The sequence below is a fragment of the Microbispora sp. ZYX-F-249 genome (genome assembly GCF_039649665.1).
Taxonomy (GTDB): Bacteria; Actinomycetota; Actinomycetes; order Streptosporangiales; family Streptosporangiaceae; genus Microbispora; species Microbispora maris.
Genome location: NZ_JBDJAW010000005.1, coordinates 124,036 through 139,936 on the forward strand (window position 1 = coordinate 124,036; position 15,901 = coordinate 139,936).

A 15,901-nucleotide genomic window follows, 5' to 3' on the forward strand; every position below is an offset into this window, starting at 1 on the left:
CGCATCTTTCAGCCGGCCAGGAGCTGTGCGCCGGCCAGTTCCCGGTAGAGGCTGTCACCGCGGAGCAGTTGTGCGTGCCTTCCCTGCGCTCTCACCCGTCCCCGTTCCAGGACGATGATGCGGTCCGCGTCCATGACCGTGGAGAGGCGGTGAGCGATCATTATCACCGTCGCCGTTCTGGCCACCTCCGTGACCGTCTCCCGCAGCGCGAGCTCGTTGGCGGCGTCCAACTGGGATGTCGCCTCGTCCATCAGGAGTATCCGCGGGCGGCGCAGCAGAGCCCGGGCGATCGCGATCCGTTGCCGCTGGCCCCCCGACAGCGTCGTTCCCCTGTGACCGACCTCGGTGTCGAGGCCGGCGGGAAGCCCGGTGACGAAGTCCGTCAGTCTCGTCTTCGCCAGCGCCTGCCACAGTTCTTCTTCGGTGGCGCCGGGGGCCGAGTAGCAGATGTTGTCGCGAAGACTCCCGGCGAGCACGGGTGCGTCCTGTTCGACGTAGCCGATCTGGCCGCGCAACTCCGTCAGCGGCCAGTCGGCCACGTCCCTGCCGTCGATCGAGATCGTCCCGGAGGTGGGCTCGTAGAAACGCTCGAGAAGTGAGAAGAGCGTGGTCTTGCCGGCGCCCGACTCGCCGACGAACGCGGTGACGCCTCCCGGAGGGATTTCGAAGGAGACGTCATGTATCACCGGGTCCGCGCGATAGCCGAAGGACACGTTGCGGAAGCTCGCACCGGCGGGCGGACGAGATGCGGGCTCCACTGTGGATGCGGCCGCGGCCACCGCCTCCGCCGGCATCTGCTGAACCTCACGCATGCGGCGGACGGCCGCGACACCCGACTGGAACTCGGTGGCGCTCTGGACGAGCGTCGAGATCGGCTGACTCAGGTTGAAGAGATAGAGCAGAAACGCCACAAGGGACGACACACCCAGATCGCCCGCGGCGACCCGCGCTCCGCCCGTGCCGAGCACGACGAGAAACGCAAGCTGGACGGCGATCCCCGCGGATCCCCTGGCGACGGAGTTCCACTTCGCCGTACTCGTCTCGAATCTCCACGCCTCGTCCACGGCGGCCCGCAGTTTCGATGTCTCTCTGTCCTCCGCGACACTCGCCTTCACGGTGCGGAAGGCGCCGAGCACGCGTTCCAGGGCGGCCCCGATGTCACCGACCGCCCGTTGCACACCTTCCTGGGCACGGGAGATCCGGGTCATGACAAGACTCGCCGCACCGAGCGCGAGAACGAGGACCGCCCCCGATATGCCGAGAAGAATCGGGTCGAGGACGGCCATCATGACGATCCCGCCGATCAACATGACGAGCGCGTTGGCGGAGTTGACCACCGCTTGCGTGGCGGCGCTGCTCAGCAAGGTCGTGTCGGAGGTGACCCGGGAGATCAGGTCACCGGGCCGGTCGAGAGCGTCGACACGCAGGCGGACGATCCGCGTGACGAGTTGCCCGCGGGCGGCGCGGACCACGCCCGCCGCCGTTCGTTCCAGGAGATAGGTACCCGCACCCGCCGCGACCGCGCCGAGGACGACCAGGCCGGCGAGGACCACGACCGGACCCCAGACCGGTCCCCGTGCGCCGACGGAGTCCATGACCCACTTGGCCGCGAGCGGCTGCGCCAGCCCCGTCGCCGTTCCCGCGAACCCCAGGACTCCTCCCACCGCGAGGGCACGCCGGTGGGGGCGGACATGTTCCAGCAGAAGCCGCCGGACCTCGCCCCGCATACGGGCCTCCTTGGCGCTCATCAAATCGTCGCCTCCTTGTCCGTGCCGCGCATCGCGGAACGAGCCGTGATCAGGCACCCGACGATCGCCGTGACCAACGCGAGCACTCCGAAGGCGGCGAACGCGGCCAGGGGAAGGGCTCTCACGGTCGCCCCGGCATCGCCACCGGACATGAGGAACGCCATCCACACAGTCGCCGCCACACCCAGCAGCCAGGCGGGGACGACGGTCAGCACCATCTCCCAGACGATCATCAGGGTGATCTGCGCGGGTAGCGCGCTGACCTGCCGGAGTGAAGTGAATTCGGCCGCGCGGTCGGCCGCGCTGAGCACCAGCGCGCTGACAGCCGCCAGAAGCAGGAACCCACCGACCAGAACCACGGCGAGAATCCCGATGTTGGAGGTGTTCGCCGAGCGCTCTCTCACGTACTCCTGCTGGAACTCCTTCTTGTCCTCGACCTTGACGATCGTGGTCGTACCGGCGATGTCCTCGAGAGCCCTGCGGACATCCGGCCGCGCACCTGATCCGGTGCCGACCAGAATCCGGTTGTAGGGCACCTCGGCCATGTGAGCGGCAAGCGCACGGCCGGGGAGGACGAGTCCTTCCTGGCCTCCCTTGTCGAGGCCGAAGACGGCCGCCACAGGGAGGACGACGGGACTCGACGCTCCGGTGATGCGCACCTCCACCTGGTCGCCGAGCGCGATGCCGCGCTGCCGGGCGTAGGAGGCGCCGACCGCGGCGCCGAGACCGGCGTCGACCTTCGCCAGGTCTCCCTGCAACACCTGGAGGTCGAGCAGCCGGCTGGGGGCGCCCGTCGCGACGGTCGCGTACGTGGAGGCGGCGTTCTGGACCGACCTGTCGGAGCCCTGCCGAAGCGACGTGGCCTGTGCCCACGCGTCCCACAATCCGGCCGTGGCCGTGACTCCGGGGACCGCCGCCGCCCTCTTGCGGAACTCCTCGTCGAGGCCGATGTAGGTGTCGCGCACGAGCGGAGTCCGAACGATGTAGTCCGCGTCGATCCGTGCCGCGGCCTCCGCCGTGGTGCTCAGGGTGTACAGCGGGAGACTGCTGAGCGCCCATCCGGCGATCGCCACGCCTACGGCGAGCGGAGCAACGACCCCGGCGTACCGGCGGTGCTGAAACCGTGTGTTCGCCGCGGCCAGGTAGCCGCTGACGGGAGAGAGCGCTCCTACCGGGACGCGCGCCAGGAACGCCATGCCGAACACGATCCATGAGCCGATGAGCCCGATGCCGATCATGACGAGGCCGCTCGCCGCCACGCCGTAGACGCCGCGCAGAGCGGGCGGCATCAGGCCTGCCATGCCCAGGACCTGTATGCCGCCCGCACCGGCGAGCGACAGAAGCCCGAGCACCACCCTGGTCCTGACGCCACCCCGTCTTCCGATGGACGCGAACGCGTTCGTCAACGCCTCAGCGGGCCTGATCTTCAAAGCGGCACGCGCGGCGAACCAGGCGGCCACCTGACTCGCCAGAACGGCGATCAGCACGGCCAGCGCGATCGGCCGAAGATCGTAGACAACCCGGAAAGCCGGATTGAAGATCCCGCGGGACCTCAGAGCCACGGCGAGCACCTCTGCCAGGACCAGCCCCAGCGCGCTTCCCGTAAGGGCGCCCAGTACGCCGAGCAGCAACGCCTCGGCCAGGCACAGCAGCCTGATCTGCCCCGGGGTGGCGCCGATCGCCCGCAGCAAGGCGAGTTGTCTCGCTCGACGTCGAACGGACGTGATCAGCGCGCCGCTGATGACGGTGATCGCCATGAATGCGACGATCACCATCAACATCCCCATGGTCTGGGCGGTGGTCCGATCGTCGGGCAGGCTGGCTTCCAGCGCGCCCCGGGCGGTCCCCGAAGCTACCCGCAGGGTGGGCAGGTCGGCGGGACCCGGGGTGTCGCCCCGGATCTCGCCGGCGAGCGCCGCCCGGACCCGCGCCTCCACCGCCGCCGGATCGGCGCCGGGGGTGACGAAGACACCGAGACCGTCCGCTCTGCCGGCGCCGTGCGCCGCCGCCTTCGCCGCCTGCGCCGGTGTGAAGAAGAGCGTCCTCTGATAGCGCAGCGGCGCGGCTCGGTCCGGTTCGGCTATCCCGGCCACGCGGTATTCGCGAGGGATCCCGGCGACCAGAACCGTCACCCTGCCGCCGGGCGACACCGCGGCCGCCTCCGCCCAGGTGCGGTCCAGGACCACCTCGTCGTCCGATCCGGGGCTCCGGCCCTCGATGAGCGAGAACGGCGTGAGCTTCGCGCTGGTCCACCCGTGACCGAACTGAGCGATCGTCGCCGGGTCGAGCGCCGGCTGCCCCTGCCGGTTCAGGACGACCGCGGTGAACGTGAGCTCGGGCACGACCTCGCGTACCCCCGGCAACGCCTCGACGCTTTTCACCGCCTCGGCGGTGAAAAGGCCCGGCGCGCCTCCCGCCACGACGGGGACCGCCGCGTACCGTTCGACCGGCGCCTCGGAACGGGCCGCCGAACCCTGGATCACCGAGAAGGCGCTGATCAGGCCGGCACCGATGACGATCATCAGGAACGCGCCGGCGAGCGTCCCCGGCTGACGCCGTAAAGTACGCCATGCGACGCCCAGCATCAGTCGCCCACCATGCCCGTCAGGCTGCCGGCGACGCGCTCCGGTGTAGGGGCGTCCATCACGTCGACGATCTCGCCGTCCACGAGGAAGAGCACCTGATCCGCGTACGCGGCGGCCACCGGATCGTGCGTCACCATGATCATGCTTTGGCCGAGGTCGTTCACGGTCTCGCGCAGCACCGACAGGACCGCCCTGCTGGACGCCTTGTCGAGGGCCCCGGTCGGCTCGTCGGCGCACAGGATCCCGGGTTTCGTGACGAGCGCCCGGCATATGGCCACCCGTTGCTGCTGCCCGCCCGACAGCTCGTGCGGACGATGGCCGAGGCGATCGGCGATGCCGGCGCGACTGACGATGGCGTTCATCCAGTCCTCGTCGGCGGAGCGACCGGCCAGGCGCAGGGGAAGCGTGATGTTCTCCGCCGCGGTCAGCGCGGGCATCAGGTTGAAGGACTGGAAGACGAACCCGACCCGCTCACGGCGGATCATGGCGAGTCGCTTCTCGGGCAGGCCGGTCAGCTTGGTGTCGCCCAGGTAGACCGATCCCGAACTCGGTTCGAGCAGTCCCGCCGCGCACTGCAACAAGGTCGTCTTGCCCGAGCCGGAAGGACCCATGACGGCGGTGAAGGTGCCGGAGGCGAAGCTCCAGTTCGCGTTCTTCAACGCGACCACCGCCGTCTGCCCCTCACCGTAAACGTGGGTCACCTCTTCCAGGCGGACGGCGGCCCGCGTGTCCACAGTGTTCGTCTCAGCGCGCGTCATGAACCGCCACCTTCATGGTCACGAAGAAGTGAGCGATCTCCGCCGGGTTCTCACCGATGGGCTTTCCGTTCACCTCGACCCAGGCGTGGGCCTCGAACGGATGCGTGCTGACTCCCGTGCACCACTCCGGCCAGCCGCCGCTCAGCCGGCACAGCAGGGCCGTCGCGATGGACCGTTCGAGGCAGCGCGGGCCGGCGAGCCGGATGCCCATGCCGACGACCGCCCCTCGCGCGCGCTCCGCCTCGTGTTCCGTGGCCGGGCGCGCGCCGCGGCTGAAGATCTCCAGAAGGCGCCTCAGCCGGTACGGGCTGCAGCGAGCCAGCGGCCAGGCCAGGCCCATGGCGAGCAGCGCGGGCGGGCGCAGACGCCAGGGCGGCCGCTCCGCCGTCTCGAGCGTCACCAACTTCGGGCTCATCGGACCACCAACTCGGCCGCCTCGAGCTTCTCCAGCATGCGATGGACGTCCGCCGCCAGATCTCCGGCCGCTTCCGGATAGCGCTCACGGAGATCCGCGAGCGCCGACTCGACGCCCTCCTCCTCCGTGAGGTGCCGGATGACCAGCGCGGCGGTGTCGTTCATCTGCCAGTACCGTCCGCGCCGGGTGTCGAGAAGCACCGCGCCGGTACTGGTCTGCGTGAACGTGATGTGAGACGGCAGATGCCAGGTCATCCCAACTCCTTGAAATCCGTCCGGACGGCGTTCCACACTCATCCGATCGCTTCTCCCGATAGCGACCTGAGCCACAGTTCGACCCCGAGCGTGGTGTCGAACGGCATGAACGGCCTCGCGTCCGCGTGCTCCTCGAAGAGGACGGACCGCAGACCGCCGGGATCGATCAACCCCATGCGGGCCAGATGGGAATCCCCGCAGATCTCCCACAACCGCTGCCGGTGCATCCGGAGCCCTTCGTAGAACTCGGCGCTCCCGTCGCCCTTGGTCTGCCGGTCGAGGACGTACGGCACCAACCCCCGCATCGCGGCGGCGAGGACGGGCTTCGCACGGGCCGTCGACAGCCGGTCTTCGAGGCGGACCGACAGAGCCGCGTCGAGCACGAGGTCGTCCAGGTACGGGGCCTCGAGCGAAACCCCGAACTGCTCGGCCATTCGGGAGACCCCGCGGATGTTCCAGCCCGTCGCCTGGACCGACCGGACCATCTCATGCTGGACCGGCAGTGCGGAGAAGGGCGCGGGCTGTTCCTCCGCGAGTTCGTACAGCAGCCGGCGAGCGGTGCGTACCGCGTCCTCGGTCGCCCACGGCGGCATCCGGGGGACGATCTCCCAGCCCGTCTCGTCGCCCCACAGCCGCTGGTCGTCGATCTGGTCCGCGTTCCAGGCGAGCCAGCGGGGATACGGCTTCATGGTCGAGAACCGCCGGATCGTGTCGCTCGGGCTCCAGCGGTACCGGGCCCTGGCCGACCTGATGTGGCGAAGTGATCGCCACGGTGTCTGACGCGACATGGTGTAGACGCCCGTCGTCGTCGTGTGGAACAGCTCGTCACCGCCGGAGCCCTGCATGTGTCGCGTGGAGCCCATATCGGCGACCAGTTTCAGCACGTGTTCGAGCCGCGCGCGAGGACGGGCGAGCGGGACGGGCCCTTCCAGGTCGAGCCGGGCCGTGGACAGCGGGGCGTACAACGCCGGTCCCGTACCGCGTGACAGGACCACGTGCTCGGCGTGCGGGAGTTCGGCTCGGCACCGATCCGCCCAGACCTTGTCGTCGTTGAGATCACCGGCCGCCTCGTAGTGCACGGTCACCAGGCGGCCGGGGTTCGCCGCCGCGAGGAAACACAGGGCGGTCGAATCCATTCCGCCGGAGAAGTCCGAGCTGATGGTCTCGGCCCGGTGGCTGCGTGCCGCCACCGCCGCCCGCAGAGCGTCGCGGACCATCCCTGCTCCGTCGGCGAGGGATACTTCGGGCGCCGGCGGGGCCCACCAGGGCTCGACGTTCCCGGCTCCGTCCGAGGTCATACGCAGATAGCAGCCAGGCCGTAGCGCTCGGACGCCTTTCCAGAGCGAATTCTCGCTCAACGGCCAAGGGGCGCCGAAGGGAGTCAGGAGGTGCAGCGCCAGACGCTCTTCGTCGATCCACGCGCTGGTCAGCTGTGCGATGGTCTGCGGCCGGTCCGCCGCGACCGTGACGCCCAGGACAGTGCCGTAGAAGATCTGGCGGGCGGTCGAGATGGTCCCCTGCGCCCGCACCTGCCCGCCGACAGATCCGATCAAATGGAAGGAACCGGAGATCGACCTGCTCAACGCGTCGAGGTCCCGGACGGTCCGCAGACGACGGAGCCGGTCGGACAGGTCTTCCTCGGCGACGGCCGAGGTGCCCAGGAGCGCGATCCCCCCGTGCGGGGACTCGGCCAGTACGACGTCGGCGTCGCGCCACCGGCCCACCAGCCAGGGACGGCCGGAGGGATGTCTCAGGACCTTTTCACGCAGCGATGCGGGAAGCAGGTCCTCGATTTCGTTCGCCGCCGGACTGTCGGGCAGAACGACGAATTCCATAGCCAGCCTTCCAGTCCCAAATCGAATAACACTCGTACGCCTCGACATTTCCGCGAGCGGACCGGCGCGAGGAGTACGCCCACACGATTTTGGTCCGGGGGAGGGCGACTTCCGACGGCATGTGCGCCGTCGGAAGCCGCCGTCTCAGGACGGATCGATCACGCCATGCGGCTACTCCCGGCTCAGAGCCAGTACCAGCCCAAAATGCTGTCGATCCACTTACCGCGGAGGGCATCCCGGGTCAGCTCGGAGAAGTCGCCGACCTCGGCGACAGCCGGAGCCTCGTAAGGCGCCTTCTGCTCGTTCATGTTCTCCCCTTTCATGCGCCGGCGGCGCATCACCCGGACGTCAGGGCCGATGAGTCGTCTCGTCGGCCACCGCCCAGGACGGATCGATCACGACGTGCGGCTACGCCCGACTCAGTCCCAGTAGTAGCCCCAGATGCTGTCCGCCCACTTACCGCGGTTGGTGAGCTGGGTCAGCTCGGAGAAGTCGCCGACCTCGGCGACAGCCGGAGCCTCGTAAGGCGCCTTCTGCTCGTTCATGTTCTCCCCTTTCGTGCGCCGGCGGCGCATCGATTGGATATCACGGCCGATGAATCCTTTCTTCGGCCGCGGCCCTTCGGACAGATCAAACTCTGCCCCACGAGAATTCCCCGGCGCTTCCCCGCCGATTCCTCCGCCGCGTTCTCCGACCACTTCGCGTTTTCCGCCGCGCGAATTCGGGAGCACGCCCGGGCGTTTCAGGGCCGGCAGACGGCAGTGGGCGGGGGGAGCCGGAGATTTTCGATGTAGCGGACGAGGTGCCCGACGACGCATGCGCCACCCGCTGTCCCGTTCAGGTAGGAGACGTGACCGGGACCGTCGTAGTGGATGGTCACCGAGCCCGGGACATGCCGCAGCAGGCGGCGGGTGGTCTCGTAGTCGCCGGGATCGCTACCACTGCCGAGGAACGGCGGCAGCCGTCCGCCGGCCAGCGGCCGGGGCGGATTGACGACAGGGGTGGTCCAGCCCGTGCACGCGATGGTGGTGAAGGAGACGCTTCCGAAGTCGGCCGACGATCTCTCGGCGGCTCGGCGGCTCCTGCGCAGGTCCGCGTAGCCCGTCCTGCCCCAGAGACCGTCGGCACACTGCATCGCCAGGCTGACCGGTGCCGTCCAGATCTGCGACATCCCGAAGCTCGTGTCGCCGAAACCGGAACCGTCCCCGTGACGCGCCCTGTCGATCGCCTCCGCGAACGCCTTCCAGGAGGTGCGGTCGGAAGCGGCGTCGACGAGGAAGACCGGAGCGCTGATCTTGAGATGCCATGCGGTCAGCCTCCGGCCGCGGAAGGGTCCCGACCTCACCGGCAGGGGAGCGGTGCCGGCCTGCTTCAGCAGCGCCCGCCAGAGCGATCGGACCGGCCTGCCGTGCAGCCGGCAGGCGGCGGTGGCGGCGCACCAGGAGGCGAAGCGGGTGAACGCCTTCTCCGTGCCGGTCAGCCACATCGCGCCGGAATCACTCCACGCGTCGACGTGATCGGGCACTCCGTCGAAGTAGGCCGCGCGGACATGCTGTGGGAACAGCCGGGCGTAGGCGGTCATCGGCACTCCGCCGTTCGATCTGGCCACGAACGTCAGCCGCTCCTGTCCGAGAGCCCGGCGAACCGCGTCCATGTCCCTGGCGATCGAGATCGAGTCCAGGTGCGCGAGCAGGCCGCTGCGGTCGGCCCGGCGGCAGTCGCCGACGCTTCTGTCCAGAACCGCGGCCTGCCTCGCATAGGCGCCGCGGGTGCGGGGGTCGGTGAGCGACGGCCCTGGCCGGGTACAGGCGCGCGGCAGGATGGCCTGCGCGACGTTGGTCCGCGGGTTGTAGCTGACCACGTCGAACCGCCGGCGCATCGCCCGATGAGCCGCCGAAAGCCTGCTCAGTGCGTCGACGCCCGACTCCCCGGGCCCACCCGGGACATCGAGGACGGCCCCGATGCGGTGGGCCGGATCGGAGGCCGGGAGTTTGGCCAGCGTGAGCGTGATCGTCCCGCCGTGCGGACGTGCCCAGTCGACCGGCACTCGCAGGGTCGCGCAATACACGGTGCGGGCTTGGGAGCAGGGACGCCACGAAAGGGACGGGCGCACCCCCGGCGAACAGGCGCAGGACGCCGCCACGACCAGGGAACACCCCACGGCCACCGGTCGCATGCGCCCTCCTCGAAGTCGTCACGACGTGCGGACTTCTTCAGGATCACGGCCGAAGGCCCGGATGTCCTCACTCCGGAAGAGGAATCGTCTCTGGGAGCACGCTCCTAGGGACCGCTCTGGGTGGGAGCGTGCTCCCCCGGCTTCACCAGTCCCGCCTCGTAGGCGACGATCACGGCCTGAGCCCGATCACGCGCTCCGATCTTGGCGAACAGGCTGGTCACGTGGTTTTTCAAGGTCGAATCCGCTACCCGCAAGGCGGCCGATATCTCCGCGTTGGAGTAGCCGCGGGCGATCAGCGTCAGCACCTCGCGCTCGCGTTCCGTAACCCCCTCCAGACGTGGCCGCCGCCACACGCGCGGCACCCGGACGAACGTCTCGATGAGCCGGGTCAGCAGCCTCGGCGCCACGACCGCGTCCCCGCGGTGCGCCACTCGTATCCCCTGCACCAGTTCCTCGGGCGAGATGTCCTTCGGCATGAAGCCGCAGGCCCCGGCCCGTAGCGCGTCCATCACATACTCATCCAAATCGAACGTGCTGATCGCCAGAACCCGTACGCCGGGGAGTTCGGCCGTGATCCGCTTCGTCGCGGTGATCCCGTCGGTGCCGTTCGGCATGTGGACGTCCATGAGGACCACGTCCGGGGAGGACTCGCAGCTCAACCGATACGCGTCGGCACCGTCGTGCGCCTCGCCAACGACCGTGATGTCCTCCTGGGCGTCGAGGATCATACGGAACCCCATCCGGACCAGGGCCTGGTCATCGACGACGAGCACCTTTATCGACGGGAATGCGCGCATGAATGTGGAACCCTCCCTCCGCTGTAGGCCCGGCATGCAACTCCCCGCCACACAGGGCGACCCGCTCGGCCATCCCGATCAATCCCAGGCCCCCGGTCATGGCCGCGTTCCTCGTGCCGGGCTTTCTCACCGCCGGACCGCTGTCGGACACCCTCACCTCGATCGAATCAGGGCGATATCTCACAACGACGGAGGCATCGGCGCCCCCGGCATGTTTGCGGGTGTTGGTGAGTGCCTCCTGGACAATCCGATACACGGCGTGTTCCGTCGAAGCGGGGAGGGTGAAGCGCCTGCCCATCACATCCAGCCCGATTTTCTGCCCCGTCTCCCTCAGGCGGCGTACCAGGTTGGGCAGGGCGTCGACACCGGCCGCGTGATCCTCCGTATGGGGCCGCCGGGCATCCTCCGCGCGGAGCACGTGCAGCAGGTGCCGCAGTTCCTCGACAGCGTCCCGCCCGCTCGTCTCGGCCCTCGTGAGCGCGTCCTCCGCAGCCGCGCAATCGTTCCTTAGAGTGACGCGTGCCCCGCCGATCAGCACACTCATCGTGGTGACGTGATGCACCACCACGTCGTGGAGCTCCCGCGCGATGCGCGCCCGTTCTGCCCGCACGGCCGCCGTCGCCAGCGCCTCCTTGCTCCGCTCCTTCAGCTCATGGCGCAGCCGTATCACCTGGCCCACCGCGACCAGCAGCAGGATCGGGATCAGCAGCAGACCCGCGAAGACGACAGCGGTGGAGAACCGCCCGCCGGCGTCGCGGCTCAGGATCGCCATGTCCATGCTGTGCAGGGCGACGAGCACGCCGGAGTAGGACAGACCGGCGACGGCGGCCGCGGGCCAGGCGAGACGGGCCCGCAGGTGCCGTCCGGTGGAATACAGCGCCACCGCGAACGCACCGGGAAGCACGGGGTGCGGCGAGTAGCAGGTGATCGACAGGACACAGACGAGGTTGACGGCCAGCACCGCGAAGGTGCGTTCCCGTCGCCACAGCAGAGCGATCGAGGCCACCGCGCTGGCGAACAACTGAACGGCGAGGCCCGCCGGGCCCGCGTGTGCGCCCACTCCGGGTTGCGAGAGCAGCCATGCGAGCAGGACCAGCGCGACGTCGGCGACCCGCGGTGGGCCCAGCCGGCCGGTCGGCCTTCTCCGCGCGCCGGACCGCCGCGATGCCGGCGCCTCCGGAGGCGCTAGGAAGGGCACGGCGCTCCGTCTGGGCGGGCGTGCCGCAGCCGAGGAAGGCTCGCGACGAGCTCGGCGGCGGGGCTTTCGGCCAGCGCCTTCTCCCGGGCATGCGCGAGGATCATCGCAGTGCAGTGGTACCTGAGGCCACCCCCCTCACCAGCCCTCACGTGGAGGAGCTTCGCCTCGGCGAGGGCTTCGAGGCGTCGTTCCGTCTCCGTCAGCGCAAGGCCCGCGATTCGGGACACCTCCCGAGCGGAGATCTCGGTGCTTCCGTGGTGACCGATGACGCGCAGGAGGACTCGCAGGTCGGGGGACAGAGTGCGGTAGCCACGATCCAGCGCGACACGGAGGTGGAGGTCGTCGTGCCGGAGCTCGTCCAGCAGCGCGTCGTGATCCCGCAGGCGGGCAGCCAGGCGCCCGATGCTCCAGTGAGGTTTGGCGGCCAGTTTGGCGGCGACGATGTCCAGCGCCAAGGGCAATCCCCCACACACCTCCAGCACATACCTCGTGGCGTCGGGCTCGGCCTCCAGGCGACGCGCGCCCACGCTCTCGGCAAGCAGGGTCCAGGCGTCACTGAAGGGCAGCTCGGCCAGGGTCACCTGGACGGCGTCGCGGAGCGGCATCAGCGAGCACGAGCTGGTCACGATCAACGCGCATTCACTGCTCGCGGGAAGTACGGGACGGATCTGCGCCGCACTGGTGACGTCCTCCAGCACGATCATGACCCGTCTGCCGGCCAGCAGCGTCTGCATGCGCGCGCTACCTTCCTCCCCCCGGTTCGGCACATACCCACCGTCGAGGGCTCGCAGGATCGCCGGGAGCGCGTTGTCCGGCTTGGTGATGTACAAGTGTCCGTCCGGGAACATGCTCGCCACCTCGTGGGCGGCCTCGAGCGCGAGAGTGGTCTTCCCCGACCCGGCGGCTCCGACGACGGCCACCACACGGCTGCCGGTCTCCAGTGCTCCCCGGATTCTCGTCAACTCGCCATGCCTGCCGATGACCCTCCAAGGTCTGCGGGGAAGCTGCCGCGGCACGGACCCTTGCGGAATCGGGACGGGTTCCTGGCGGAGGATTCGTTCATAGAGTCGCTGGACATCGGCCGACGGGTCGATGCCCAGCTCCTCGGCGAGGTTCGTACGGAGTTCGGCGTACGCGGTCAGTGCCTCGCCCGGTCTCCCCGCGCGGTAGTAGGCCAGCATCAACCGCTCATGTGAGCTCTCCCGCAGAGGGTGATCGATGACCAGGCGCTGCAGCTCGGGAATGATCTCGCCGTGACCTCCGAGAGCGAGTTCGGCGTCGACGCGGGCCTCCAGGGCGGTCAGACGTCGCTCCTCCCACTCGATGGCCGCGGCCCGGAAGACGTCGCTGTCCAGGTCGCCCAGCGCCGGACCCCGCCAGACGCGCAGCGCACGCCACAGGAGCGTCGCCTTGTCGGCCGGCGGGACGGCTGCGCTCGCCTGTTCGGTGAGCTTCTTGAACTCCCACGCGTCGACGGCGTCCAGGCTTGTGTCGATCATGTAGGAACCGTCGCGCTCGATGATGGAGACGCCGTGCTTGCGCAGTTCACCGACGCCACGCTGGACCTGGTTCCGAGCGCTTTTGGTCGGATGCCCGCCGTACAGGCCCTCGATGAGGGCAGTCATGCTCACCAGCCGGTTCGGAGACAGAAGCAAGCGCGCCATGACCGCGCGCGAACGTCTGGTGGCCAGCCTGACCTCTCCGCCGTTCCTCCAGAGTGCTACAGCCCCCAAAATTCCATAGGACATCGACGCGGACGTTTCCCCCATAACGAATTCATCCTTCGCATTAATGGTCCCACCGTGGACCGGCAAAAAGCCGGTCGTTCCATCAGCGCGCAGTATCGCCCCCGGGGAGAAGCAGGAAAGTCGCGTTTCCATTCACCAGCGCGTGCCGCCCCGCGAACAAAATCGCCACTTCAGCTGACAGATCTCCCGATTGCCATGGTTTCCACGAAAATCACATCTGTCAACCCAATGCCTGCTCCTGAGTGTGAGCCGTGGCGCCGATAACCGCTTCAAAGGACGCATCGAGGCACTGTGTGCAACTGCTGAATCTCCGCAATCGCACACGGCGCGTCTCAGCCTTCTGCTCACACCCTGCATCGCTCGCTTCTGCGTTCGAGGCGTTCGGCGAACTCCGTCCAGGCCGCGGCGCTCTCCTTGGCCACCTCGCAGACCAGGCCGACACAGTGCTCGGGAATCGCCTCCATCAACTCGTCCCGGCTCGGCGCGAGGGAAGCGCCCACGCTGAGAATGCGAAGGAGTTGCCGGCCCCGCTCCCCTGACCGGAGAGACGGATCCCCGATCAGAGTGCTCAGCGGCGAAGGCCGATCCCGGTCGTGTCTCGCTCGAGCCAGAGCCTGCCGCCCTGGCGTATCCGGATGCGTGGCAGCCGGCGAGTCCGGCCATTCCCGGTCCCCCGCTCCGGGCACCGCTCCGGACGACCGCAACGAACTCGGCAGAGGATCTTCCCCTCTCCGCAGACGGTCGCGAACGTCCCGCACCGTGCTGGGTGATATCCCTGCCTTCTGCGCAATCTCCCGGAGGGATGTCTGCGGCTCTCGCGCGAGCAGTGCGGCCGCGCGGATTCGGCCGGCGGAGCTGTCCAGCGGACGAACCCGGCCGTCACGCCCAAGCCGTTCCGACGGCTGATCGTCCCCCGGAAGTGCGTCACGGCGGACGTTTCTCACCGTCCTGGCCGAGAGTCCGGCGATCTCGGCGATGGCCCTGTCGGACAAATGAGGATGCGAGCGCAGGATTCGGGCAACCGCTGCGGCCCGGTCGCGGGCGGAGAGCGGAAGCCCGTGAGCGACGTTCGCTTTCACCGCGAGGAGAAAGGCGTCACGTTCGTCGCCGTCGAAGTACTGGACCTGGATGGTCTCCTGCCCACGCAGCACCGCTGCCCGCAACCGGTGCATGCCGTCCACGACCCGCATGGTGGGCCGATGCACGATCACCGGGGGCAGTGCGGTGTCCGATTCAGAGAGCAGACGGACGTGGTCGAGATCTTCGCCGTCGCTCCGCGGCGAGTCCGCCGGTAGCAGTGTCAAAACGGGGACGGTCTCGACTGCCGACAGCTTGGATATCAGGTCCTCCCTCGGCTCCTTCTCCTCCATCTTGGACGCTTCCGATGCCTTGGCCGGCATCCGGGCAGCCAAAATTCTCCCCCTCCTCATGCTTGAAGCGCCGGCGGCCACCCCGTCGTGAATTCCCCCGAGCACGTCACGAGCAGCCGGTTTCGCGAATGGCGCACGACTCCCGGCAACCGTTCGCACGATTGCGGCGGTGCCTCCGAACGTCCAAACGGACGCGCCCGCGCCATGAACGAGCGGTCGCCGTGTCAGACCGCAGGCCAGTCGCTCCTGCGGCCGAACCTCGTGGATCATCGCACACCGGAATACGGTCCCCCTTAGAACTGATACAGGCGATGCCTTTTGCAGGATGCCGCTGCCGGCGTCGCGGTAATCAAAGCCAAGGCTCCAGAAGAGGCGTTAACCGGTGACAGACGGGAGGTGCGACGTGGTCGTTGCTGGTTTACACTCTACGACGACATTGGACAACGCAAGCAGGATATTGTCAACCTTCGTCCCCGTTCTTGATAACTTATATAAATTCTCTACACGACGACCGACGGCGAAACAGGGAGGATAGAGAGGGTGGCCACTCTGGCCGAGCGACTGACCGAGGCGTTGCGGCAGAAGAAGCTGTCAAACCGGGAAGCGGCCCGAGCACTCCGCAGAGCGGGCACGCCGATTTCACACGTCTATATCGGTCTGCTGTGCAACGGCAACAGGGTCAATCCCACTCTGGAGCAGATGGAGGCACTCGCCGGGCTCTTGGGCACGACGGTGGGGTGGCTGGCGGGCGAGGACGTCCCTCGCGAACCGGCGCCGCGATCGGAGCGCGCACCCACGCGCGCGGAGGAGCAGCGGCCGCGCAAGGTCCTGGACGATCTCGACGCGCTCGGCGTGTTGAACGTCGCCGAGCGGATGACCGGGCTGTCCCCGCTGTCCATCGACGCCATCGCGACCATGGTCGAGGCCATGCGCGCGGCCGAGCAACTTGACGACCGCCACGACGCTTAGGTGCCGGCGAGACGAGAGCGCAAGCACCTTCCGCTCGAGAGGTCCGAG

Annotated in this window: 14 protein-coding genes; 1 reads left to right on the plus strand and 13 read right to left on the minus strand. The window is 68.6% G+C overall.

What is annotated here, in order from left to right:
- Window positions 1-8 precede the first annotated feature (8 nt).
- The 13 genes from AAH991_RS08850 to AAH991_RS08910 form a co-directional block, all read right to left on the minus strand.
- Window positions 9-1,748, minus strand: coding sequence for an ABC transporter ATP-binding protein (locus AAH991_RS08850; protein ID WP_346225265.1), 1,740 nt, complete (start codon window positions 1,746-1,748; stop codon window positions 9-11).
- Window positions 1,748-4,333 carry an ABC transporter permease gene (locus tag AAH991_RS08855; RefSeq protein ID WP_346225266.1) on the minus strand — a complete coding sequence of 862 codons (2,586 nt, stop codon included), beginning with the start codon at window positions 4,331-4,333 and terminating at the stop codon, window positions 1,748-1,750. Before AAH991_RS08855 ends, AAH991_RS08850 begins: the two co-directional genes overlap by 1 nt.
- A complete protein-coding gene (locus AAH991_RS08860; protein WP_346225267.1) occupies window positions 4,333-5,091 on the minus strand; it encodes an ABC transporter ATP-binding protein in 759 nt (252 codons plus the stop codon). Before AAH991_RS08860 ends, AAH991_RS08855 begins: the two co-directional genes overlap by 1 nt.
- Window positions 5,078-5,506: a lasso peptide biosynthesis B2 protein gene (locus AAH991_RS08865; RefSeq protein WP_346225268.1), complete on the minus strand. Its 429-nt coding sequence runs from the start codon at window positions 5,504-5,506 to the stop codon at window positions 5,078-5,080. The genes AAH991_RS08860 and AAH991_RS08865 overlap by 14 nt, the downstream gene beginning before the upstream one ends.
- A complete protein-coding gene (locus tag AAH991_RS08870; protein ID WP_346225269.1) occupies window positions 5,503-5,760 on the minus strand; it encodes a lasso peptide biosynthesis PqqD family chaperone in 258 nt (85 codons plus the stop codon). The genes AAH991_RS08865 and AAH991_RS08870 overlap by 4 nt, the downstream gene beginning before the upstream one ends.
- 38 nt (window positions 5,761-5,798) lie before the next feature.
- Window positions 5,799-7,595: an asparagine synthase-related protein gene (locus tag AAH991_RS08875; protein ID WP_346225270.1), complete on the minus strand. Its 1,797-nt coding sequence runs from the start codon at window positions 7,593-7,595 to the stop codon at window positions 5,799-5,801.
- A 182-nt stretch (window positions 7,596-7,777) separates the two neighbouring features.
- Window positions 7,778-7,903 (minus strand): lasso RiPP family leader peptide-containing protein, encoded by a 126-nt coding sequence (locus tag AAH991_RS08880; protein WP_346225271.1) that lies wholly within the window; start codon window positions 7,901-7,903, stop codon window positions 7,778-7,780.
- A gap of 111 nt (window positions 7,904-8,014) precedes the next feature.
- Window positions 8,015-8,140: a lasso RiPP family leader peptide-containing protein gene (locus tag AAH991_RS08885; RefSeq protein ID WP_346225272.1), complete on the minus strand. Its 126-nt coding sequence runs from the start codon at window positions 8,138-8,140 to the stop codon at window positions 8,015-8,017.
- Window positions 8,141-8,337: 197 nt separating this feature from the next.
- Entirely contained in the window at window positions 8,338-9,771 is a 1,434-nt protein-coding gene (locus AAH991_RS08890) for an alpha/beta fold hydrolase (RefSeq protein ID WP_346225273.1), read from the minus strand.
- Window positions 9,772-9,875: 104 nt separating this feature from the next.
- Complete coding sequence (locus AAH991_RS08895; protein WP_346225274.1) at window positions 9,876-10,568, minus strand: response regulator transcription factor; 693 nt, start codon at window positions 10,566-10,568, stop codon at window positions 9,876-9,878.
- A complete protein-coding gene (locus tag AAH991_RS08900; protein ID WP_346225275.1) occupies window positions 10,528-11,766 on the minus strand; it encodes a sensor histidine kinase in 1,239 nt (412 codons plus the stop codon). The genes AAH991_RS08895 and AAH991_RS08900 overlap by 41 nt, the downstream gene beginning before the upstream one ends.
- Window positions 11,754-13,391 (minus strand): AfsR/SARP family transcriptional regulator, encoded by a 1,638-nt coding sequence (locus tag AAH991_RS08905; protein WP_346225276.1) that lies wholly within the window; start codon window positions 13,389-13,391, stop codon window positions 11,754-11,756. The genes AAH991_RS08900 and AAH991_RS08905 overlap by 13 nt, the downstream gene beginning before the upstream one ends.
- 467 nt (window positions 13,392-13,858) lie before the next feature.
- Window positions 13,859-14,914 carry a ParB/RepB/Spo0J family partition protein gene (locus AAH991_RS08910; protein WP_346225277.1) on the minus strand — a complete coding sequence of 352 codons (1,056 nt, stop codon included), beginning with the start codon at window positions 14,912-14,914 and terminating at the stop codon, window positions 13,859-13,861.
- 510 nt (window positions 14,915-15,424) lie between these two features.
- On the opposite strand from AAH991_RS08910, the gene AAH991_RS08915 reads away from it, so the two are divergent.
- The gene (locus AAH991_RS08915) at window positions 15,425-15,853 is read left to right on the plus strand and encodes a helix-turn-helix domain-containing protein (RefSeq protein WP_346225278.1); all 429 of its coding nucleotides are present in this window, start codon (window positions 15,425-15,427) and stop codon (window positions 15,851-15,853) included.
- Window positions 15,854-15,901: the final 48 nt, after the last annotated feature.